The organism is Nocardia sp. NPDC056611, from assembly GCF_042792755.1.
In the GTDB taxonomy this organism is placed as follows: domain Bacteria; phylum Actinomycetota; class Actinomycetes; order Mycobacteriales; family Mycobacteriaceae; genus Nocardia.
On the sequence record NZ_JBHTVV010000002.1, the window covers coordinates 811,769 to 831,043 of the forward strand.

22 protein-coding genes and 3 tRNA genes are annotated in these 19,275 nt (G+C 67.2%); 14 read left to right on the forward strand and 11 right to left on the reverse strand.

Annotated elements, in window-relative coordinates:
• Positions 1–13 precede the first annotated feature (13 nt).
• Both ACFRAQ_RS12380 and ACFRAQ_RS12385 read right to left on the reverse strand, forming a co-directional pair.
• On the reverse strand, positions 14–793 hold the full coding sequence (locus ACFRAQ_RS12380; RefSeq protein WP_379098000.1) for an META domain-containing protein: 780 nt from the start codon (positions 791–793) through the stop codon (positions 14–16).
• A gap of 19 nt (positions 794–812) precedes the next feature.
• On the reverse strand, positions 813–2,207 hold the full coding sequence (locus ACFRAQ_RS12385) for a lipase family protein (protein WP_379098003.1): 1,395 nt from the start codon (positions 2,205–2,207) through the stop codon (positions 813–815).
• 168 nt (positions 2,208–2,375) lie between these two features.
• On the opposite strand from ACFRAQ_RS12385, the gene ACFRAQ_RS12390 reads away from it, so the two are divergent.
• The 3 genes from ACFRAQ_RS12390 to ACFRAQ_RS12400 are packed head-to-tail and all read left to right on the forward strand — an operon-like array spanning position 2,376 to position 4,284.
• Entirely contained in the window at positions 2,376–3,002 is a 627-nt protein-coding gene (locus ACFRAQ_RS12390; protein WP_379098005.1) for a TetR/AcrR family transcriptional regulator, read from the forward strand.
• A 34-nt stretch (positions 3,003–3,036) separates the two neighbouring features.
• Positions 3,037–3,498: a VOC family protein gene (locus ACFRAQ_RS12395; RefSeq protein ID WP_379098007.1), complete on the forward strand. Its 462-nt coding sequence runs from the start codon at positions 3,037–3,039 to the stop codon at positions 3,496–3,498.
• A 12-nt stretch (positions 3,499–3,510) separates the two neighbouring features.
• The gene (locus ACFRAQ_RS12400; RefSeq protein ID WP_379098010.1) at positions 3,511–4,284 is read left to right on the forward strand and encodes a MerR family transcriptional regulator; all 774 of its coding nucleotides are present in this window, start codon (positions 3,511–3,513) and stop codon (positions 4,282–4,284) included.
• Between the two features lie 45 nt (positions 4,285–4,329).
• Here the strand turns inward: ACFRAQ_RS12400 and ACFRAQ_RS12405 are convergent, their stop codons facing one another.
• Positions 4,330–4,806: an excalibur calcium-binding domain-containing protein gene (locus tag ACFRAQ_RS12405; RefSeq protein ID WP_379098013.1), complete on the reverse strand. Its 477-nt coding sequence runs from the start codon at positions 4,804–4,806 to the stop codon at positions 4,330–4,332.
• A gap of 177 nt (positions 4,807–4,983) precedes the next feature.
• On the opposite strand from ACFRAQ_RS12405, the gene ACFRAQ_RS12410 reads away from it, so the two are divergent.
• The 3 genes from ACFRAQ_RS12410 (at position 4,984) to ACFRAQ_RS12420 (ending at position 5,425) form a co-directional block, all read left to right on the forward strand.
• Positions 4,984–5,069: transfer RNA gene (locus ACFRAQ_RS12410), tRNA-OTHER, on the forward strand.
• A gap of 117 nt (positions 5,070–5,186) precedes the next feature.
• Positions 5,187–5,264, forward strand: a tRNA-Met gene (locus tag ACFRAQ_RS12415).
• An 85-nt stretch (positions 5,265–5,349) separates the two neighbouring features.
• Positions 5,350–5,425 (forward strand) — tRNA-Glu (locus ACFRAQ_RS12420).
• Between the two features lie 48 nt (positions 5,426–5,473).
• Here the strand turns inward: ACFRAQ_RS12420 and ACFRAQ_RS12425 are convergent.
• A complete protein-coding gene (locus ACFRAQ_RS12425) occupies positions 5,474–5,695 on the reverse strand; it encodes a PASTA domain-containing protein (protein WP_379098016.1) in 222 nt (73 codons plus the stop codon).
• A gap of 462 nt (positions 5,696–6,157) precedes the next feature.
• On the opposite strand from ACFRAQ_RS12425, the gene ACFRAQ_RS12430 reads away from it, so the two are divergent.
• Positions 6,158–6,499 (forward strand): hypothetical protein, encoded by a 342-nt coding sequence (locus ACFRAQ_RS12430; RefSeq protein WP_379098019.1) that lies wholly within the window; start codon positions 6,158–6,160, stop codon positions 6,497–6,499.
• Positions 6,500–6,594: 95 nt separating this feature from the next.
• Complete coding sequence (locus ACFRAQ_RS12435; protein ID WP_379098022.1) at positions 6,595–6,867, forward strand: hypothetical protein; 273 nt, start codon at positions 6,595–6,597, stop codon at positions 6,865–6,867.
• A gap of 99 nt (positions 6,868–6,966) precedes the next feature.
• Here ACFRAQ_RS12435 and ACFRAQ_RS12440 read toward each other — a convergent pair whose 3' ends face one another.
• Positions 6,967–8,220 carry a S8 family serine peptidase gene (locus tag ACFRAQ_RS12440; protein WP_379098025.1) on the reverse strand — a complete coding sequence of 418 codons (1,254 nt, stop codon included), beginning with the start codon at positions 8,218–8,220 and terminating at the stop codon, positions 6,967–6,969.
• A gap of 255 nt (positions 8,221–8,475) precedes the next feature.
• Here ACFRAQ_RS12440 and ACFRAQ_RS12445 point away from each other — a divergent pair, with 255 nt between their 5' ends.
• Entirely contained in the window at positions 8,476–8,610 is a 135-nt protein-coding gene (locus tag ACFRAQ_RS12445; protein ID WP_379098028.1) for a hypothetical protein, read from the forward strand.
• Positions 8,607–8,999 carry a DUF6221 family protein gene (locus ACFRAQ_RS12450; RefSeq protein ID WP_379098031.1) on the forward strand — a complete coding sequence of 131 codons (393 nt, stop codon included), beginning with the start codon at positions 8,607–8,609 and terminating at the stop codon, positions 8,997–8,999. Before ACFRAQ_RS12445 ends, ACFRAQ_RS12450 begins: the two co-directional genes overlap by 4 nt.
• A gap of 99 nt (positions 9,000–9,098) precedes the next feature.
• On the opposite strand, the gene ACFRAQ_RS12455 is transcribed toward ACFRAQ_RS12450, so the two are convergent.
• On the reverse strand, positions 9,099–9,722 hold the full coding sequence (locus ACFRAQ_RS12455) for a hypothetical protein (protein WP_379098034.1): 624 nt from the start codon (positions 9,720–9,722) through the stop codon (positions 9,099–9,101).
• A 398-nt stretch (positions 9,723–10,120) separates the two neighbouring features.
• Here ACFRAQ_RS12455 and ACFRAQ_RS12460 point away from each other — a divergent pair, with 398 nt between their 5' ends.
• Together ACFRAQ_RS12460 and secG are read left to right on the forward strand one after the other, a co-directional pair.
• Positions 10,121–12,463: an ATP-binding protein gene (locus ACFRAQ_RS12460; RefSeq protein ID WP_379098037.1), complete on the forward strand. Its 2,343-nt coding sequence runs from the start codon at positions 10,121–10,123 to the stop codon at positions 12,461–12,463.
• 306 nt (positions 12,464–12,769) lie between these two features.
• Complete coding sequence (secG, locus tag ACFRAQ_RS12465) at positions 12,770–13,003, forward strand: preprotein translocase subunit SecG (RefSeq protein ID WP_154789531.1); 234 nt, start codon at positions 12,770–12,772, stop codon at positions 13,001–13,003.
• Positions 13,004–13,061: 58 nt separating this feature from the next.
• On the opposite strand, the gene ACFRAQ_RS12470 is transcribed toward secG, so the two are convergent.
• Both ACFRAQ_RS12470 and ACFRAQ_RS12475 read right to left on the reverse strand, forming a co-directional pair.
• Positions 13,062–13,403, reverse strand: coding sequence for a hypothetical protein (locus ACFRAQ_RS12470; protein ID WP_357083123.1), 342 nt, complete (start codon positions 13,401–13,403; stop codon positions 13,062–13,064).
• The gene (locus tag ACFRAQ_RS12475; protein WP_357286315.1) at positions 13,396–13,683 is read right to left on the reverse strand and encodes a hypothetical protein; all 288 of its coding nucleotides are present in this window, start codon (positions 13,681–13,683) and stop codon (positions 13,396–13,398) included. Before ACFRAQ_RS12475 ends, ACFRAQ_RS12470 begins: the two co-directional genes overlap by 8 nt.
• A gap of 148 nt (positions 13,684–13,831) precedes the next feature.
• On the opposite strand from ACFRAQ_RS12475, the gene ACFRAQ_RS12480 reads away from it, so the two are divergent.
• Positions 13,832–14,497, forward strand: coding sequence for a DUF1361 domain-containing protein (locus tag ACFRAQ_RS12480; protein WP_379098042.1), 666 nt, complete (start codon positions 13,832–13,834; stop codon positions 14,495–14,497).
• An 18-nt stretch (positions 14,498–14,515) separates the two neighbouring features.
• On the opposite strand, the gene fadD8 is transcribed toward ACFRAQ_RS12480, so the two are convergent.
• Genes fadD8 through ACFRAQ_RS12495 form a run of 3 tightly spaced genes read right to left on the reverse strand, consistent with a single transcriptional unit; the run spans position 14,516 to position 18,231 of the window.
• Entirely contained in the window at positions 14,516–16,123 is a 1,608-nt protein-coding gene (gene fadD8, locus ACFRAQ_RS12485; protein WP_379098045.1) for a fatty-acid--CoA ligase FadD8, read from the reverse strand.
• A gap of 23 nt (positions 16,124–16,146) precedes the next feature.
• Positions 16,147–17,340: a beta-ketoacyl synthase N-terminal-like domain-containing protein gene (locus tag ACFRAQ_RS12490; protein ID WP_379098048.1), complete on the reverse strand. Its 1,194-nt coding sequence runs from the start codon at positions 17,338–17,340 to the stop codon at positions 16,147–16,149.
• 42 nt (positions 17,341–17,382) lie between these two features.
• On the reverse strand, positions 17,383–18,231 hold the full coding sequence (locus ACFRAQ_RS12495; protein ID WP_379098050.1) for an SDR family NAD(P)-dependent oxidoreductase: 849 nt from the start codon (positions 18,229–18,231) through the stop codon (positions 17,383–17,385).
• A gap of 53 nt (positions 18,232–18,284) precedes the next feature.
• Between ACFRAQ_RS12495 and ACFRAQ_RS12500 the strand changes: the two genes are divergently transcribed.
• The gene (locus ACFRAQ_RS12500; RefSeq protein ID WP_379098053.1) at positions 18,285–19,256 is read left to right on the forward strand and encodes an alpha/beta fold hydrolase; all 972 of its coding nucleotides are present in this window, start codon (positions 18,285–18,287) and stop codon (positions 19,254–19,256) included.
• Positions 19,257–19,275 lie beyond the last annotated feature (19 nt).

A 19,275-nucleotide genomic window follows, 5' to 3' on the forward strand; every position in this document is an offset into this window, starting at 1 on the left:
GCCGGACCCGGTCTCACTCGGCGCGCAGTTCGATTCCGGCGCCATTACCCGCGTTACGCAGGGTCAGCACGTCGGAATCGATGGTGGCCTCGGCTTTCCCGTCCAGCGCCTCGAGGACCTGCCGCTCGACCTCCATGACCTCGGGGGCGCACATCATGCGGGTGGTGGCGATGGAGAAGGTGACGTCCTCGCCGTCGATCGCGGCGGTGCCGGTCATCTGATTGCAGCCCGCGCTGCCGGAGACCTTGCCGTCGGGGGTGATCGTCAGGGTGGGGCGAACCTCGTCGAGAGTGGCCGAACGGATCTTGGCCTGCGTGCGCAGCAGGGTGGTCACGACCCAGGTGGTGCCGACCAGCGGCTTGTCGGGGTGGGCGACCTTGCGGTCGAGCATGGTGACCGTGGAGCCGCTGCCCTTCACCGTGAGGGTGTCGCCGGACAGGGTCCAGGTGGGCTGGGAACGCAGCAGGGCACTCTGCCATTCGTCGGCGCCCGCCAGATCGCCGGGGCACGCCATCAAGGTCGACGACAGCTCGCCGACCTGCATCGTAGTGCCCTGCAGGTCGACCGAACCGTTGGCGGTATTGCAGCCCGACGATGCCGAGACCCGGCCCTCGGTGAAGGTCAGCGTCAACGGCCCGCCGCCCGGGATCGGGGTCCCCGACACCGCCGTCGAGACGAACGTGCGACCGGTCAGCGAGGCGGGCGGCGTCTCGTCCCCGCCGCCGCCCGACGAACATCCGGCGGCGGCCAGGGCGGTCAGTGCGAGCAGGATCGAAACCCGGGTTGCTGGCATGAGCCCGATCGTACGGCCGCTACACTGGCATCCCGAGCGCCGACGCGAGGGTCTGCCCGATCGTGTTCACGAACGCGCCGACCGCACCCGGGTCGAGAATGCCGGAATACACATCGCGGTTGTGGCAGCCCCGCGGCGCGGGAACGCCATGGAGGCGGTCATCGATCCACAGCGCCGCGCTCGCGGTATTCGACACCGCCGCGATGCCGTGCTCGCTGAACAGATCACGCGTGTACTGCACCCGGGCGCTCGGGTCGTGGCAGTAAATGTCATAGGTGTTGTTGACCGCGTTGAGCGGCATCACCTCGTCGAAAGTGCCCTCATAGATATAGAGCGGCGCGATCGGCGTCCCGCGACGGCCCAGACTCAGCTCGTCGAGCACCGGCTGCACCTCCGGCGCCAGCATCGGATCACCGGGATAGTCGAACAAGCCCTTGATGTTCACGAACGGGAACGCCGCGAATTGCAGCGCCACGCACTGGTTCTCGTGCACCAGCCGAGTGGCCTTGCCCAGCGGGTTCATATGGTCGGCGATGAAGCGATCCACCTGCGGATACTCCCGCGCCACGCCGAACAGGCCGCCCAGCACCGCGCCGCCGAAGCTCGACGTGCCGTTGTTGTAGTCGATGGCCGCGCGGATATCGGCCATCAGCCCGCCCGCCGCCGCCCCGGTCAGCGTGAGCTCGGGCGCGTAGGTGGGCTGCAACTCCGCGGCGTGCGCGGTCGGGATCGCGCCGCCCGAGTAGCCCCACAACGCGACCCGGGTGTCGGTGCCCGGCAGGCCGGCCGGATCGAAGCGCTCCGCGGCGCGAATCCCGTCCAGAGTGATCCGCCCGCCCAGCGGGCCCACCGCGTACGCGGCGTTCGGGCCCTCGTGATCGGGGATCACCACCGCGTGCCCGAGCTGCAGCATGGCCTGCACCTCCACGAATTCGGCCTCCATCACCGGATTCAGTGGATTGGGCAGCGAACCCACGCGGAGCGTGTAGGAGGGTGCGCAGTTGACCGACAAGGAGTCCTCGGCCATCTGGAACGAGACCAGCCCGCGCTGCCCGCTCGGTGCGGGCCGATGCGGCACGACCACCGTCGCCACCGCCGCGATCGGCTCGCCCCGGGTGTTCGTGCTGCGATACGACAGCTGCCAGGCATCGGCATTGAGCGGCAGCAGCCACACATTGGCGAGGGTCACCTGCCGCGCAGCCAGGATCTCCCCGGGCTGCGCGGCCGCCACCCGGGCCGGATCCGGTTGGTAGAAGCCCGGATCCAGATACGGCGGCGCCGGCGGGATCGGGAACGGCAGGTTCGGTTGCACCGGCACCGGATCGGCGCCTGCCGTCACTGCCGGGCAGAACGCCACGGTCATTCCCGCCGCGATCGCCGCACACGCCCTCGCGATCGTCCTGGTCCCCGTCATATCGCACTCCTTCACGCCGCTGCGGCGGCCGCGTACCCCCCCGTCCAAGAAAGAGAGTGGATATTTCCTAAGTAGCGCGGCGACCATATGCCGACCGTGGTGAATGTGTCAACGGTCACCCTGGGCCGGATATTTGCTGCCCGCGTTCACGGGGCAGGATGGGATGTCGTGAGCGAAGTTTCCCGCCCGCGGCGCACCCAGCAGGAGCGCCGGGCAGCCACCGTGGCCAAGCTGGTGGACGCCACCATCGCGGCCATCGGTGAGGTCGGCTACCAGCGCACCACCGTGCAGGAGATCTGCGGCCGCGCCGGACTATCGGCCGGGGCCATGTTCCGTCAGTTCGACACCCGCCTGGACCTCATCGTGCGCACCGCCGAGGAGATTTTCGCCCGCCAGCTCATCGGCTACCGCGTCACCATGGAACAGCTTGGCGCCCAGGACAATCCACTCGACGTCGCACTGCGGTTCCTGCGCCAGGCCCAGCAGTCCAACCTCACCCACGCGCTGCGCGAGATCTTCCTGGCCGCCCGCTCCGACACCGAACTGCGCGACCGCGTCGCACCCATCGCCGAGAACTACTACCGCGAGATCGTGGCCGCCCTCGACGCCAGCGGCGTCCTCGCCGACTTCCCCGCCGACCTGCGCGAATCCATCTTCTTCATGATGCTGCACCTGTTCTCCGGCGAGGCCGTGGTGCGCGGGGTGTATCAGCGCCCCGATCTCGATGTCGCCATCCTGCGTCTGGTCGAGGACATGCTGGCGGTTTACTCCCGGCACACCACACCGCCGAGTTGACCTTGCCGCTACGTCAACTCCTACCGTCGAGCCCATGAGCGAACACCCCGACATCGACCGCACCATCTACCCCATGCCCATGTTCGCCACCTTCCAGGTGCGCGACATCGCCGCCACCACGGCGTGCTACGAGGCCGCCGGATTCATCGCGCTGGCAACCATTCCCGGCGACAACGGTCCCGTCGTGGTGCACCTGCGCCGCATGAAGTACCAGGACCTGCTGCTCGTCCCCGGCGACCCCGTCCCCGGCAGCACCACCGTCAGCTTCTCCGCGGGCGGCGAGGACCTCGCGACCCTCGCTTCGACCCTGCGCGAGCACGCCTTCCCCGGCGTGACGATCACCGGCCCCACCGACACCGCGTGGTACACCAGCGATATCACCATCACCGACCCCGACGGCAACCGCGTCATCCTCACCGCACCCCGCCTGGCCGAACTCGACCACGCCAAGGAATGGGCGGCCACCTTCGAGGGCGACTGGGTCGGCAAACACTGACGGGAGACCTTCATGGAGTGGACGATTCAGCAACTGGCCGACAGCGCCGGCATCACCAGCCGCACCCTGCGCCACTACGACGAGATCGGCCTCCTCCCACCCGCCCGAGTCGGCCACAACGGCTACCGCCACTACGACACCGACTCGGTCTCCCGCCTCCAACGCATCCTCCTGCTGCGCGAACTCGGCCTGAGCTTGCCGACCATCGCCGAAATCCTCGACCGCGCATCCGACGAGGACCCCGCGGATGCCGAGGACGCGGCGCTACAGGCCCACCTGCGCTTCCTGGAAGCCGAACGGGCCCGGATCGACACCCGAATCCGGGCCCTCCGCCACACCCTCGACACCCGCGCCGGCGCCGAAGGCTCCCTGCGCATGATGCTCGAAGGCTTCAACGACCCCTACCGCGACGACGTCATCGCCCGCTGGGGCGAAGCCGCCTTCGAAGCCAGCAACCAGTGGTGGCACGCCAAATCCCTGCAACAACAACGCGATTGGAAACGCGACCTCGACGACATGATCGCCACCTGGATCACCACCTGGAAATCCGGCCACACACCCGACTCGGCCCACGCCCAATCCCAAGCCGCCCGCCACATCGCCTGGTTCCGCGCCATCCCCGGAACGCCCCTGGCCGACGGCGACCGAGACCGCTCCATCGCGATGGTCACCGCCATGGCCGACATGTACGCCGACGACGACCGCTACGCCGCCGCCTACGGCAACCCGGACTGCGCGGCCTTCGTGAGGGATTCACTCAAGGAATACGTCCGTCGCTCCTTGTGAAATCCCGATCCCCGGCGGCCGAGACGACCGCCGGTTCCCCGAAACCTATCTCTCGCAGGCGATCCCATCACCGTCGCGATCGAGCCCGGAGCGATAACCGGGATCACCCCGCCGAAGCGGCGCGGCTCCCGCCCGCTTGGCCTCAGCGCAACTGCCGTAATACACCGACGGAGCATTGGTCGTCTGGGGCGCGGGAGCCGGTGCGGGCGGCTGCGCCACAGCCGGTGGCTGCACTGCGGTCGGCGGTGCCGCCGGGGCAACGAACGGCACCGGCGCCGGAGGCGGCGCGACCTCCGTCGACGTGCTCAACGGCGCGACCTCCGACGTCGTCACCGTGGTCGTCGTCGTACTGGTAGGCGGAGCAAGGGTAGTGGTCGTCTGCACCGAGGTCGGCGAGGTACTGGCAACGCCGGCAGGTGACGACGACGCCGGTCCGCAACCAGACATCAACGCCGCCCCAACCGCGGCAGCGGCGACAACGGGAACGCTGCGACATAGCAATCGCACAACATGGCCTTTCATGCCGACCGACCCTGCGCCATTTCCCCGCGCCTGTACACCTTTCAGCAACCCCTTGGCACAATCCGTCCCCACAACCCCGACCTTCCCGGCAAACCGGTCGGGTGAAATTCAGTTGCGAGCCTTCAGCCCTCCTGCGAATGTGATTACACCGCAAACTCAACCGAGCGCGGTGAGAATGGAAGGTTCCGGCCTGTGGGGGCCAGCCGGTCTTGAAAACCGGAGGCGGGCATTGTGTCCCGGGGGTTCGACTCCTCAACTTTCCGCGATGGAAGATAAACCGGTCGGGCCGGCCGGAACCCGTTGCTAACGGTGTTGAGCCTCAGGGCTTGGGATTCGAGTTCTCTGTCTTCCGCAGGGTCCGCCGAATGGCGGATCGTTGGAGCGGTGTAGCGCAGTTAGGTTAGCGCGGTGGGCTCATAACCCACAGGTCGTCGGTTCGAATCCGACCACCGCCACCAACCGGTTGAGCACATGGTGTGCACGGAGGCTGTAAACCTCCCGCCTTCGGGCACAGGTGGTTCGATTCCATCCGGCCGGACTCATGGCGTAGTTGCTCTGTCGGGATGGGCAGCCTGATTTTCACTCAGGAACCACGTCGGTTCGACTCCGACCTACGTCACTCGAGGCTGCCGACGCCGGCGACCGTCGGTTTGCGCGGCGGGAAAGCCTATTTCGCGCCGGCCGACTTGACCGTCACAGTGATCGGCTGCTTCTCGGCGACCAACGCGCCAGGATCAGGCGACTGATCTTTCACGACCCATGCCGAGTTGTCCTGGCCGTCGAGGACGTTGCGTCCGTCGGGCGCGGTAGCCGAGGCGATCAGGAAGCACGCCGCGTCGCCGGCCCGCGCCGCGTCGAGGCGCTGCCCCCGCAGATCCGGCATGGCCACCGGCCACGCCTTCGCATCACAGTGCACCGAATCCGCTGAGGCCGACGTCGGCGACGCTGGACTCGATGTCGTCTCGCCCCCGGGGTTGCAAGCCGCCAGCAGCGGCACAGCAAGGGACAGCGCAGCTACGGCAATCGCTCTCATGTGAACTCCTCATCCGACGTCGCGACCCTATCGCCACACCGGCCACCGCGCTCGGTTTCACGCGGCAGCGGTGCGATTTGCCTGCGCCACAGTCGATTCGAGTCCCGCCGCCGAGCCCGAGCGGCTCGATCGAACAGTCACGGTGTTACACCGCGCGCGATTGAGCGGCGGTGAAAGTGGAAGGTTCCGGCCCGGTCGGGGACGGCCGGTCGTGGAAACCCCGACACTCCGGCGGAAACAGCAACAACGATGACGAGTTGGCGAAAAATGGAATGCGGCGAACCAACCACTATCGGTCGATTCGAAGGAGCGTGTGCGATGTCGCTGAAGTATCCGCCCAACCCAGAATGGACCGTACGGACTGTCCGCAACGAGGATGGCACTACGACGACCACGACGGCGGTCAGGATGGAAGTCCGCACGGTGGACGACACCGGCAAGGTAGTCGAAACCGCGTCGCTTCTTCGGCGGCGCCGGGCAGGCAGCGAAGCATCCCAGCCGCCGGCTTCCATAGCTGCGGACGCCGCGGACTGCAGCGACTGTGAGCCCACAGCCCTCGAAGTAGAGGGCCCGGAGGGCCACCAGCAAGTCGTTGCCTACAGTCTCGAATCCTGTGACGACGAGTGGTGCTACTACGGCTCACCGGGCGGGGTCGCCTAGCTCTCCGGAACCACACCAGGCTCAATCAGCTCGCCGCCTGGGCAATTGATCGGAAGACGGTGGCCGAAAGACGTTGTGGGTGAAGGATCGGTGGCATGAGCGAGTTGTGGGATTGGAACAAGCCCGCGCGTACGTACGAGGTGCAGCCGGACGGTCGGGCCGTGTTGCGAGTGATTCTCACCTGTGGCGATCAGGCCTACGCGGTCACCCCCTGGCATACCGGTCGAGAGCCCATGATCCTGTCGGCGGCCGAGATCGCGCGCGACTGCGACCTCCCGGTGAGCGAGGTCGCCGGGAGGGAGTTCCTGGCGACGGGTGACTCGCAGGGGTTGCGCGGATTCGAGCTCGTGTACGACCCGCGGCTGTAAATGGTGCCGCCGCAGTGCTGCTCGCCACGGGTGCGGCGTGGCGATGTGACAGTGCGCCGTGCTCGAGGCCGGGCACGGCGCACTGTCATCGGGTGACGGTTACAGGCCGCCGGTGTTGAGCAGTCGGTTCACCGTGGGCGTGGGAATGACATTGGGGTTCGGGTAGGGGTTGAGCTTGGGCTTCACTACGTCCTTGGTGGATTTGTCCTTGATCCAGTTCGTGACCGTCTGCGAGGGGGCGTCGCCGTACGCGGACTTGTACAGCGCCCCGACGCCGGCGACCATCGGCGCGGCGAATGATGAGCCGCTGGACTTCACGAAGCCGCTACCGATGGCTGGGAAGGGGACGTTCCGTCCGGGCGCATACAGCTGAATGCAGGGTCCCCAGTCCGCGCTGTCGGCAGCGCGGTCGTCGATGTCGGTGTGTGCGACAGCCACCACCCCCGCCGCATCGGCTGGGGCACCCATGCAAGCGTCAAGGTTGCGATTGGACGTGGAGTTCGCGATGAACAGTCCAAGGTCGGCGGAAAGCGCGTTGAAAACCCCGCGAAGAATCGTCGCCGTGGCGATATCTTCGAGGGAGCCGGTCCCGTTGATATTGAATGACACGTTGACAACGGCAGGCTTCTGGTGATTCGCACCCACCCATGCCGCGGCGGCCAAAACGGTTGAAAGGGAGGCACCCCCGTCGCACCCCGTCGTACGGACGGAGACCAGTTTGACCTTCTTTGCCACGCCGAACTTGGCGCCGCCCAGCACACCTGCGACGCCGGTGCCGTGCTGGTATCCCCCACAATTGGGGGTAGGCGCGGTGTCGACCAAGGACGTGCCCTCAGAGGCTCGCCCCTCGAAGTCCGGGTGATTGACATCGATTCCACCGTCGATGACGTAGGCCGTGACGCCGGCCCCGGTGGCATTGGTTGTGTAGCTTCCGTCCAGCGGCAGCGCGGCCTGATTGATTCGGTCAGTTGCCCACCCGGGGCCCGGTTCGTCGGTCGGGGTATAGCCTTCGATGCTCGAGGTGGACGTTACGACCCGGTCTTCGAGGATCATTTCGACCGACGAATTCCTTTGCAACGCTTCGACTTGAGGCTTCGTCAGCTTCGCGGCGAAGGACCGCAGTGCGGCCGACTTCACGCGAGTTTCCTTGATCTTCGCTTGCGACAAGACGTCGTCGATGTTCGCCCCCTGTTTTACGGAGACGACATAGACGTCCGGGATGCCACGCCCGGGTTGTGCCCGATCCACCGAGATCGTCGGTGCGGGCGCGGCAGGTTCGGCGCCGGCGGGAATCCCCCCCGCGGCGGGAATGGAAAGCACCGCGACCAGCAGTGCCAACCAGGTCTTCTTCACTTGTTAACTCCCCATTTTTGGTAGAACGCCTTGTTCCCCTGGCCGATGATTTCGGCCAGCCCGGAACGCTACTGAGCCCGAAAAGTGAATGACTCATGTTTCACTCGAATATGACCGGCGTCACTCGCTGGTGCAGCCGTATGGCCGCGGCTGGATCCCCTTATGGCAGTACGCATTCAGCGATCTCCGAGCGCGCTTGATGGAGATGAAGCCGGGCCTTCGCGGCAAACCGGGCGTGGTGAGAGACAATCGATCATGCGCACTTCCACGGTCGTAGTGCTCACCGTCGCCGCCGCGGTGCTGGTCGCCACAGACGCGTCCTCGCTGTATTGGGTCTTGTGGGCCGCTCTGGTCGTGGTCGCGACCGCACTCTGGATGGTCCGGCGATGATGACCATCGAGCAGTTCATCGCCCGGCGGCTCGAGCGGCAGCAGGAAGCCGCCGAGTTCGCGGTGAGCCTGGAGCACGATTTCCGGGACTCCGGTCGCGAGATCAAATACGAGTGGGTGCGCCTCGTACGGCCCAAGCACAGCCGCTCCGCCCCGTCGACGGTGTTCGTACCGGGCACGTTGACACCGAAGCAGACGCTGCGGCACCTGGCCGTGCTGCGGCTGATCGTCAGCGAGCACACGCCCGACGCGCAACACCGATGCTCGGTATGCCGTGACCCCGGCGACCGCGGCCCGGTGGCCTGGCCCTGCCCGGCCGTGCGCGCGATCGCCGCCCTCTGGTCCGACCACCGTGATTACAGTCCCGAGTGGGCGGTTGATCGGCCATGATCGATCGAATCGGGCCCGGCCAGGGCTGATTGCTGCGCGCCCGCCCGCACCTCGTCGCGTGCTTCTACGACATGCGACGACCTGGTCCGGCGTATCGGATCAGCGTCTCCGCCGCGGCGTGGATGTCTGGGCGCCGAGCTGTCCGAACATCGCGATCACCCCACCGATGGCGAAGACGGCGAATCCGGTTGCTCCATCGGCGGGGTGGCCGCTGGATTGCATCGAGAACATCATGGTCAACCAGCCGATGACGGCGATGACCGTACCGACCCACAAGAGCGTCCGTGTCCACATGGGCGCCCTGGACATGTCGTCGGGGGACGGCACATCGACGTGGTTGTTGATGTGTTGGTTGATGTCCTTTCCCGCGGCCATGCCGGTGTTCCCCGTCAACGTGACGGTGGAAACCGAGTTGTCGAAGGCGACGATCATTGCCCGTCCGTTGAGGCCGTCGAGTTTCTGCTGGATCTCGGTGAGCCTGTGGGCGAACTGCTCATCCGTCGCGGCTTCGCGGGCGATCGCCTCGGCCATCTGGTTTCGTGACCGCACACTGTCGGGGTTCTGTTGAAGCTGCGTAACCGACTGGATGCCGATCTTGCGGCTGACGAGATCGGTCAGCGACGTGAGGGCTAGATCGAAGTGACGGTCGACCCACTTTGCGCCGGCAACTCCTGCCGCCGTGGCGAGATAGGCCACGATCGCCTGGACGTCGAAGTCGATCACGATGAGCTCCTTTGGTAGTCGCAAGATGCAACGTACTTGCGGGATCGCTCGCCGCGGTCACTGCGTTTCAACTGTTGATCACGAAATGTTTTGTAAGGCAAGCTAATTCATAAACGCCAGCATGGTGACGCGGGATATGCGGACCGAACGTTCTTTACGATGGTCGCGCCCGTCCTTGGCTCGACGCGCACCACCGATGCTCGGTAGTCATCCCGGTGAGTACACGTTTCGAGAAGACGCCTGCATGACTCGGCGATAAGGCTGTTGTGCGGCCGCGGTGCACCAGTGAATCCCCACCGCGTTTCAACTCGGGCAACGACATGGCGACGATCGGCTGGTCGGAAGCCCCTGAGGGGTAGCGTTCGAACCAGGTTGGCGGCGACAGGAGGGCTTGCTCGATGCAGACGTCCGTGAAGGCAGCGCCCGGGAATCTGCCGCTGGAGTTGACGAGTTTCGTCGGTCGGCGCCAGGAGGTGGCCGAGGCGCGGCGGTTGCTGGCGACCTCGCTGTTGGTGACGTTGACGGGCACCGGTGGCGTGGGAAAGACCCGGTTGGCGATGCGGGTCGCGGAGGACTCCCGGCGGTCGTTCGCCGACGGGGTGTGGTTCGTTCCACTCGGTGAACTGCACGATCCCGCTCTGGTGGCGGAGACCGTGACCGCCGCGCTCGGACTGCCGGATCAACCGGGCCGGTCGTTGTCCCAACTGCTGATCGATCACTTCTCGACCAGGAAGGCGCTGTTGGTCCTGGACAACTGCGAGCACCTGCTGGGTGCTGTCGCGGAGTTGGTGGAGACGCTGCTTCGGGCGTGTTCCGGGGTGCGGATCCTGGCGACGAGCCGGGAGCTGATCGGGATGGATGGGGAGCAGATGTTGCAGGTTCCACCGTTGTCGGTTCCGGACGACCAGTCTCCGCTGCTCGAGGCGATGCCCCAGTACGAGGCGGTGTCACTGTTCGCCTCCCGGGCGGCCGCGTCAGTGCCCGACTTCGCCCTCAGTGAGGCCAATTGTGCTGAGGTGGCGGGGATCTGCAGGAGGCTGGAAGGGCTTCCGTTGGCGATCGAGTTGGCGGCGGTGCGGATCCGGGTGTTGTCCGCCGGCCAGATCCTGCAACGGCTGACCGACCGGTACCAGTTGCTCACCGTCAGTTCCAGGCTTGCGCCCACCCGGCAGCAGACGTTGCGGTCGTGCGTGGACTGGAGCTACGAACTGTGCACCGAGCAGGAACAGCAGCTGTGGGCCTGGCTGTCGGTGTTCGTGGGCGGATTCGAGCTCGACGCGGCCGAGGGCGTCTGTCCCGAGGAGGTGGTCGGAGACGACCTCCTGGACACGGTGGCATCGCTTGTGGACAAGTCGATCCTGAGCCGTGAGCAGGTCGGCAACGTCGTTCGCCTGGTCATGGCCGAGACGATCCGCGACTACGGCAGGGAGAAACTGCGCGAATCCGGCGATCTTTCCCGGGCGCGGCAGCGGCACCTCTCGTGGTACGAGCGGTTGGTCAAGCGGGCCGAGATCGACTGGATCGGCCCCGACCAGGCGGGCTGGATCGAGCGATTCGATCGGGAGCAGCCGAATCTGCGGGGGGCTCTGACGTTCAGTATGACCGAATCGGTCGTCGCCACCGACCCGGATGTCACCGCGCGCATGGTGAACGCCTTGTGGCTGTTCTGGCAGTGCCGGGGTCTGTTGACGGAAGCCCGGCACTGGATGGGCCGCTGCCTCAACGGCTCCGACACCGCGGGGGCCGAGGAACGCGTCAAGACGTTGTACGGTGACTCCTTGTTCGCGGGGATGCAGGGTCAACTCGACGAGGCCGCGGCTCGGGCGGTGGAATGCTGTTCGCTCGCAGAGCAATTGGGGCGCGCGGAGTCGATCGAGATCGCGAACTACGCTCGAGGATATCTGGCGATGTTCACCGGAGACCTCGCGGCGGCGGTCGAGCGGTTCCGGTCGGCCCTCGCCGGCGCACCCGCCGCCGGCTCCCACCTGACCGGGACCGGACTCCAGATCGCACGATCGATAGGCGGGATTCTCGGCCTGGCGATCGCGAGCGGACTGTCAGGGGACGATGAGACCGCGGTCGCCTGCCATGAGCAGGTGCTTGCGATCACCGCACCGCGCGGTGAGTCCGTCTACCGTGCGTACTCGTCGTGGGCTCTCGCGCTGGCAGCACTGCGGGCGGGGGACACCGATCGGGCAACAGCCCTCGTGGAATCGGCGTTGCGGCTCCTCCGGCGGGTCAAGGATCCGGTCGTGACGGGCTGGTGCCTCGAGTCGTTGGCCTGGGCCGCGATACGTGAGGACCAGTCGACCCGGGCCGCCGTCCTGATGGGCGCAGCGGCGACGCTCGCGCAGACGGTCGGAAGGATCTCGGTGACCCTCCCGAACCTGCTCGACAACCACGACGAGTGCGAGCAGCTCACCCGCGAAGCACTCGGCAACCGCGCCTACCAAGACGCGTTCCGCGCCGGAACCGCCATGAGTTTCTACGAATCCATCGCGTACGCGCTCGGCGACGGCCCTGCCGAGGAGCCCCCCGCGACCTCGGACGCACCGGTGTTGACCCGCCGCGAGACCGAGGTCGCCGACCTGGTCACGAAGGGACTGACCAACAGGGAGATCGCCTCCACCTTGGTGATCTCGCCCCGCACAGCCCAGGGCCACGTCGAGCGCATCCTGAGCAAGCTCGGGTTCACATCGAGAAGCCAGATCGCGGCCTGGGTTACCGAGAAGCGGAAGTGATCGGCTGCGGGCCAGTATTCGCAACATAGCTGCGAATACTGGCGTGCGGCGCGCCATCGAGCATTGCGGAATATTTGCTGAACGAACTGTTGAGAAGTGCGTCCAGCCGCCCTGTCTGGTGCGGAATGATCTTGTTCTGCGCCTTGGCTTCCGGAACATCGTGGGGCGTGCAGTGTCAGATCTCGTGCCACAATTTTGCGGGACATCGCGGGACGGTCGGTGACGGGCCGGGGCACGCCCGATGAACGTGCCCCTCACCAGGGGGTTGGTCAAAAGCACCCCTGACGACCACCTATACTCCCTGGAATGCGGATGTTCCTGGATATCCTCCTAGTTATCACCAGCGTGCTGCTGGTGCTGCTGGTGCTGTTGCACCGCGCCAAGGGCGGAGGTCTGTCCAGCCTCTTCGGTGGTGGAGTGCAGTCGAGCCTGTCGGGCTCCACTGTCGTCGAGAAGAACCTCGACCGGATCACCATCTTCCTCGGCGTGATCTGGCTGATCTCCATTCTGGGGATCGGCCTCGAAATCAAATTCTCCTAGGTCCACAGCTTCCGTAATCGCCCGGGCGCCCGCGAAGGTGCCCGGGCGATTCGTCATGTCAGCTCCGATGACCGTGGACCGGTGAGAGATTCGCCAAGGCGGCGGACAGCGCGCGGCGGGCGTCGGCGCGGCTGATGGGGGTGTCGTCGTCGAGGGCGGCCAGCTCGATGGTGAGGAAGTCGCGGATCAGGTCGGACATGCTGACGCCGCGGTGGTCGGCCTCGGCGCGGATGCGTTGATCCATGGCGTAGGGGAGCCGGACCGTGCGCAGCACCGTGACGGGGGTGTCGGGGCCGGGGAGGTCGGGTTCGGGGGCGTCCTCGTCGAAGGTGAGGCTGTCGAGGAAATCGCGCGCCTCGGCCGCCGTGTTCGGGTACCCCTGGTCCGGATGGTCACTCATGGTCCGCCTCCCATTGTTCGAACTGGGCGAGAAGCCGTCCGGTCACCGGCCGGACGCCGATGACCTGCTGGTCCCACTGCGACAGCGGGCGAACCACCACCGCGAGCGGCAGCCCGGCGCCGGTGCGGCCGATGATCATGAGGGCGGGTAGTCCGCCCGTCCCGCGCACCGGTCGCGGCCAGCGCCGGCCGGGTCCGGTCAGGACCCGCAGGACCTCCTCCGGCGCGACACCGAGCCGGGCCGCGACGTCGAGGGCCCACTCTGGAATCTCATATCCCACGGCCGCATAATACGATCGTAAAACAGCTGGTCGCCACCTGTCGACCAGAGTTTCGAGAGAATCACGGGCGCGTCGATCGCGGGCGTGTTGCCGGGGCGGCGTCCTCGACACGCGGGACGAGGCGCGCCGCACAAGGCATCATGAACGCATGGACCCGGTGAAAACGGTCGCGCCGAGCCTCGCGGGGGTGCTGGACCGCAATCTGTTCTGGATGGTGTGGAACACCGTGCTGGCCTGGATCCCGGTGGCGCTGGCGCTGCTGGTGTTCCGCCGCCCGCCCGAAGATGAACGACGACTACCGATTTCGCCGTTCTGGTGGGCCGGTGTCGTGCTGTTGCTGCTGTTCCTGCCGAACGCGCCGTACGTGGTGACCGATCTGGTGCATCTGCGCGACGACATCCGCGCCGCGGGCAACGGCCCTGTGGTGACGACGATCTTGCCGGTGTACGGCGTGTTCATCGTGTCCGGATTCGTCGCCTACTACCTGGTGCTGGCCGAGATGGGCCGATTCCTGGTGGCGCGCGGACTGGCCGCGTGGCGGACCCCGGTGACCCTCGCCGTCCATTTGCTGTGCGCGGTAGGCGTTTTCCTGGGCCGCTGGGTCCGGCTGAACTCGTGGGAGCCGGTGGTGCAGCCGCGCGGCACCTTCGACCGCATGATGCTGGCGTTGAGCTGGAACTGGGCCCCGGTGCTGATCGCCGCGGTGTTCGTGGCAACGGCGTTGGGCCACTTCGTGACCCGTGCCGTGGTGGAGGCGGGCGTGGACAGCGCCCGACGGGGCGCCCGGCTGATCCGAACCCGCAGGTTCGCCTAGCCGGACGCCCGCGGGGGATCAGGCGATGCCGAGGCGCTCGGCCGCCAGGACCCGGATCGCCTTCTTGTCCGGCTTGCCCAGACCGGTCAGCGGCAGCTGCTCGATGACCAGCACGTGCTTGGGCACCTGCACCGAACCCTTGCGCTGCTTGACCGCGGCCTGGATCTCGGCGGTGACGGTCTCGACCGCGGCCGGATCGGCGGCGGTGGCCGCGTCGAGCACCAGGACCGCGGTCACGGCCTCACCCCACTGGGGGTCCGCCACACCGACGACCGCGACCTCGTGCACCAAGGGGTGTTCGGAGACAACGTCTTCCACCTCACGGGGGAACACGTTGAACCCGCCGGTGACGACCATGTCCTTGGAACGCCCGACGATGAACAGGAATCCGTCCTCGTCCTGACGCGCCAGGTCACCGGTGCGCAGCCACCCGTTCTTGAAGGTGTCCGCAGTGACCTCGGGCAGGTTCAGGTAGCCGCCCGCGAGCAGCGGCCCGGAGACACAGATCTCGCCGACCTCGCCTTGGGGAACCTGCTTGTCCTCACCGTCGAGCAACGCCACCCGCACCGCGGTGGAGGGCCGGCCGCACGAGGTGAGCCGCGCCTTGTCGTGCTCGTCCTTGCCCAGGTAGCTGATCGCCATCGGCGCTTCGGACTGCCCGAAGTACTGGGCGAAGATGGGCCCGAACCGATCGATGGCCTCCTGCAACCGATTCGGGTCGATCGCGGACGCGCCGTAGTACACGGTCTCCAGCGAGGACAGGTCCCGCGTCTTGGAGTCCGGGTGATCGAGCAGCGCGTACAGCATCGACGGCACCAGCATGGTCGCCGAGATCTTGTGCTCCTCGATCGCGCGCAGCACCTCGCCCGCGTCGAATCGCGGCAGCACCACGCACTGCCCGCCCAGCAGCACGACCGGCAGGAAGAACGCCGCGCCCGCATGCGAGAGCGGCGTGCAGATCAGGAATTTCGGCTGCTTGGGCCATTCCCACTCGGAGAGCTGGATCTGCGTCATGGTGTTCATGGTCAGCGCCGTGCCGATGACACCCTTGGGCTTGCCGGTGGTGCCGCCGGTGTAGCTGATCGAGATGACATCCGAGGGCAGCAGTTCGGTCGCCTCGACCGCCCGCGGCTCGTACTTGTCGGCGGTGGCCAGCAGATCCACGCCGACGTCGGCGAGCTGCTCGGGCACCGGACCCAGTACCAGGATCTTGGTCAGCGTCGGCACCATGTCGACCAGTTCGCGGGCGCGCTGCACGAACGCCGGGACCGGGTCCAGGATCAGTGTCGAAATGCCCGCGTCGGCAAGCACATACGCGTGATCGTCCAGGCCGCCGATGGGGTGCAGCGCGGTGCGCCGCGAGCCCACGATCTGACCCGCGCCGATGGTGAACAGCACCTCGGGCCGGTTCAGGGCGAGGACACCGACCGGGGTGCCGGTGGTGACGCCGTGCTCGGCGAAGGCGTCGATGTAGCGGCTCATGCCGTCGAGCACCTCACCGCCGGTGAGGATGTGGTCGCCGAGGGTGAGCACCGGACGGTTGCGATGCCGCTTCAGCCCGGCCACCAGGGCGTGCCCGTTGTGCACGGGCAGCCGCAGCATGGTGTCGGGATCGATTGCACTCATGGGGTTCTCAATTCATCCGATGGTCACGCCGTGTGGGCCGCGTACAGGGTGACGACGACCGCGCCGCCCAGGCCCAGATTGTGCGCCAGTGCGGTGCGCGCGCCCGCCACCTGACGGTCGCCCGCGAGTCCGCGCAGCTGCCAGCTCAATTCGGTGCACTGCGCCAGGCCGGTCGCGCCGAGCGGGTGGCCCTTGGAGATCAGGCCGCCGGACGGGTTGACCACCCAGGTGCCACCGTAGGTCGTCGCACCCGACTCGACCAGGGCTCCGGACTCGCCCTCGCCGCACAGGCCCAGCGCCTCGTAGGTGATGAGCTCGTTGATGGAGAAGCAGTCGTGCAGCTCGATCACGTCGACGTCGTTGACGGTGATCCCGGCGCGCGAGAACACCTTCGACGACGCGGCGCGAGTCATGGGCGCGCCCACCACGTCGATCATGGAGCCGGTGGAGAAGGAGGTGCCGTCGTCGGTGGCCAGCTCCTGGGCCAGGATCTCGATGGCCTGGCCCTCGAGGCCGTTGGCCTTCACGAACTCCTCGCTCACCACGACCGCGGCGGCCGCGCCGTCGGACATGGGTGAGCACTGCGAGCGGGTCAGCGGGCCGTGCACCGGCTTGTCGCCGAGCACCTGCTCGAGGGTGTACGCGTCCTGGAACTGCGCGAGCGGGTTGTTGGTCGAGTGCTGGTGGTTCTTCACCGCGACCGCGGCCAGCTGCTCGGGGGTGGTGCCGTAGCGCTTCATGTGCTCGAGGGCGGCATTGCCGAAGAACTGGGTGGTGATCGGCGCGGCGGAGAACTCGAAGTGCTCCTTGTTCACCTTCACGTGGTGGTCGACCGTGGTGACCTTCGGCTTGGTGGCCGGGCCCGCCATGGCCTCCTTGGTCATCTGCTCGAAGCCGACCGCCAGGGCGACATCGGTGATGCCGGAGGCGACCCACTCGCGGGCGAACATCAGCGCGGTGGAGCCGGTCGCGCAGTTGTTGTTCACGTTCACGACCGGGATGCCGGTCAGGCCGATGTCGTAGAGCGCCCGCTGACCGGCGGCCGAGGGCTGGAAGACGTAGCCGACCGCGGCGCGTTGCACCTGGTCATAGGTGACGCCCGCGTCCTTCAGCGCGCCGTTGACGGCCTCGGCGACCATCTCCGGGTAGCTCCACTCGCGGGAACCGATCTTGACGAACGGCGTCATGTTCACGCCGACGACGAAAACGCGTCGCATTGGGTTGTCCACTCCTGTTCTTCGGGAACGTAATTCGGGTGTCTAGTCGGCGCGCGGGACGCGGCCGTCGATGTCGGTGAAGCCGTACGCCTCGGCCAGGTCGGCGACCTTCCAGGCTTTCCCGGTGCGCGCCAGGCGATCCGGGTCCGCGGCCAGGGCGGTGACGGCGCGGCCGGCGAAGTGCGGGGTCTCGGCCTGATCCAGGTCGAAGGTGCCCTCGCCGGGCAGGGTGACCAGGCGGCGGCCCTGGGCGTCGGCCGGAACCATCTGCAGTAGTTCGGTATTGACGATGCCCGGCCAGATCGACACCGCGGTGGTGCCGGTGCCCTCGAGGTCGTGGGCCATGTCGGCGGTGAGCCGGTCCACGGCGGTCTTGCCGACCCCGTAGACCGCGTTGTGCATGTGACGGACCGCGCCGGGGGAGGACACGCTGACGATCAGACCCCGCGACTCGATGAGCAGGGGCGCGGCGAAGACGCTGGCCACGTAATGGGATCGGACGCCGATGTCGAAGCCCTCGTCCCAGGCTTTCGGCGGCACCTCCCAGAACTTGCGCCCGATCCAGCGCGCCGAGGCGGGGGAGTTGTAGACGTTGTTGACCAGGACGTCCAGGCGGCCCTGCTCGTCGCGGATCTGCGCGAAGAGTTTCTCCACCGCGGCGTCGTCGCGGTGATCGCAGACCACCGCGACCCCGTGCCCGCCGAGGGCGTCGATCTCGGCGGCCGTCGCGGCGACGGTGCCCGGCAGGTGCCCGGCCGTGACGGTGCGCCCGGTGACGTACACGGTCGCCCCGGCCGCGCCCAGCTCCAGGGCGATGCCCTTGCCGATGCCCCGGCTGGCCCCGGTCACCACCGCGACCGTTCCGGCGAGAATCTTGGGTATTTCGCTCACGACCTCTGGACATTACCTTGAAATAGGAACGTGTTCTAGAAATTGGAGGCGGAGTGGAACTGACGCATCGGACGATCGACACCGGGGAGGTCCGCCTGCACGTCGCGGATCAGGGCGAGGGCTTCCCGGTCGTGTTCTGTCACGGGTTCCCGCACACCTGGTACATGTGGCACCGCCAGCTCGACGCGGTCGCCGCCGCGGGCTACCGTGCCCTGGCCCCCGACCTGCGCGGATACGGCCGCACCGAGGCCCCCGCGGACCCGGAGGCCTACACCAACGCCGCCGTCATCGGCGACCTGACGGCCCTGCTCGACGACATCGGCGCCGACAAGGCCGTCTTCGTCGGCCTCGACTTCGGCGCGCAACTGGTGTGGGAACTGAGCCTGCGCGCCCCCGAACGGGTCGCCGGCGTCGTGGTCCTGAACAACCCGTTCGCCCCGCGGCCCCCGCGCCCGCCGTCGGCCTTCTGGACCAAAGCGGCCGAACGTCACTTCCTGCACCTGTCCTACTTCCAGACCCCCGGCGTCGCCGATGCCGAACTCGCCGCCGACCCGCGCGGCTTCCTGGCCCGGGTCTACTACTCGCTCTCCGGCGATTACCACTACCTCGACACCTGGAAGAACCCGCCCGGGCTCGGCTACCTCGACGTCCTCCCGCAGGCCCCCGCCCTGCCCTGGCCGTGGCTGTCCCAGGCCGAATTCGACACCCTGGTCGCCGATTTCGAGCGCACCGGCTTCACCGGCGGCCTCAACTGGTACCGCAACCTCGACCGCAACTGGGAACTGACCGAGGCCTACGCCGACGCCAAGGTGGAAGTCCCCACCTACTTCCTCTACGGCGAGAACGACCCGGACATGGAGGGCTTCTCCGGCCGCGACCCCCTGGCCACGCTCCGGGCCAATGTCACCGACCTGCGCGAGGTCCGTGATGTGCCGGGCGCGGGCCACCTGGTCCAGCTCGAACGCCCCGACGCCGTCAACGAATTCCTGATCGAGGCGCTGAAGGGTCTCGACCTCGACCGGTAGCCGCGCGATGATCGACCGG

What these genes read in the sequence shown, in the direction of transcription:
- ACFRAQ_RS12380 (WP_379098000.1), bottom strand. Translation starts at nt 793, where the DNA reads ATGCCAGCAACCCGGGTTTCGATCCTGCTCGCACTGACCGCCCTGGCC.
- ACFRAQ_RS12385 (WP_379098003.1), bottom strand. Translation starts at nt 2,207, where the DNA reads ATGACGGGGACCAGGACGATCGCGAGGGCGTGTGCGGCGATCGCGGCG.
- ACFRAQ_RS12395 (WP_379098007.1), top strand. Translation starts at nt 3,037, where the DNA reads ATGAGCGAACACCCCGACATCGACCGCACCATCTACCCCATGCCCATG.
- ACFRAQ_RS12400 (WP_379098010.1), top strand. Translation starts at nt 3,511, where the DNA reads ATGGAGTGGACGATTCAGCAACTGGCCGACAGCGCCGGCATCACCAGC.
- ACFRAQ_RS12405 (WP_379098013.1), bottom strand. Translation starts at nt 4,806, where the DNA reads ATGAAAGGCCATGTTGTGCGATTGCTATGTCGCAGCGTTCCCGTTGTC.
- ACFRAQ_RS12430 (WP_379098019.1), top strand. Translation starts at nt 6,158, where the DNA reads ATGTCGCTGAAGTATCCGCCCAACCCAGAATGGACCGTACGGACTGTC.
- ACFRAQ_RS12435 (WP_379098022.1), top strand. Translation starts at nt 6,595, where the DNA reads ATGAGCGAGTTGTGGGATTGGAACAAGCCCGCGCGTACGTACGAGGTG.
- ACFRAQ_RS12445 (WP_379098028.1), top strand. Translation starts at nt 8,476, where the DNA reads ATGCGCACTTCCACGGTCGTAGTGCTCACCGTCGCCGCCGCGGTGCTG.
- ACFRAQ_RS12450 (WP_379098031.1), top strand. Translation starts at nt 8,607, where the DNA reads ATGATGACCATCGAGCAGTTCATCGCCCGGCGGCTCGAGCGGCAGCAG.
- ACFRAQ_RS12460 (WP_379098037.1), top strand. Translation starts at nt 10,121, where the DNA reads ATGCAGACGTCCGTGAAGGCAGCGCCCGGGAATCTGCCGCTGGAGTTG.
- secG (WP_154789531.1), top strand. Translation starts at nt 12,770, where the DNA reads ATGCGGATGTTCCTGGATATCCTCCTAGTTATCACCAGCGTGCTGCTG.
- ACFRAQ_RS12470 (WP_357083123.1), bottom strand. Translation starts at nt 13,403, where the DNA reads ATGAGTGACCATCCGGACCAGGGGTACCCGAACACGGCGGCCGAGGCG.
- ACFRAQ_RS12480 (WP_379098042.1), top strand. Translation starts at nt 13,832, where the DNA reads ATGGACCCGGTGAAAACGGTCGCGCCGAGCCTCGCGGGGGTGCTGGAC.
- fadD8 (WP_379098045.1), bottom strand. Translation starts at nt 16,123, where the DNA reads ATGAGTGCAATCGATCCCGACACCATGCTGCGGCTGCCCGTGCACAAC.
- ACFRAQ_RS12490 (WP_379098048.1), bottom strand. Translation starts at nt 17,340, where the DNA reads ATGCGACGCGTTTTCGTCGTCGGCGTGAACATGACGCCGTTCGTCAAG.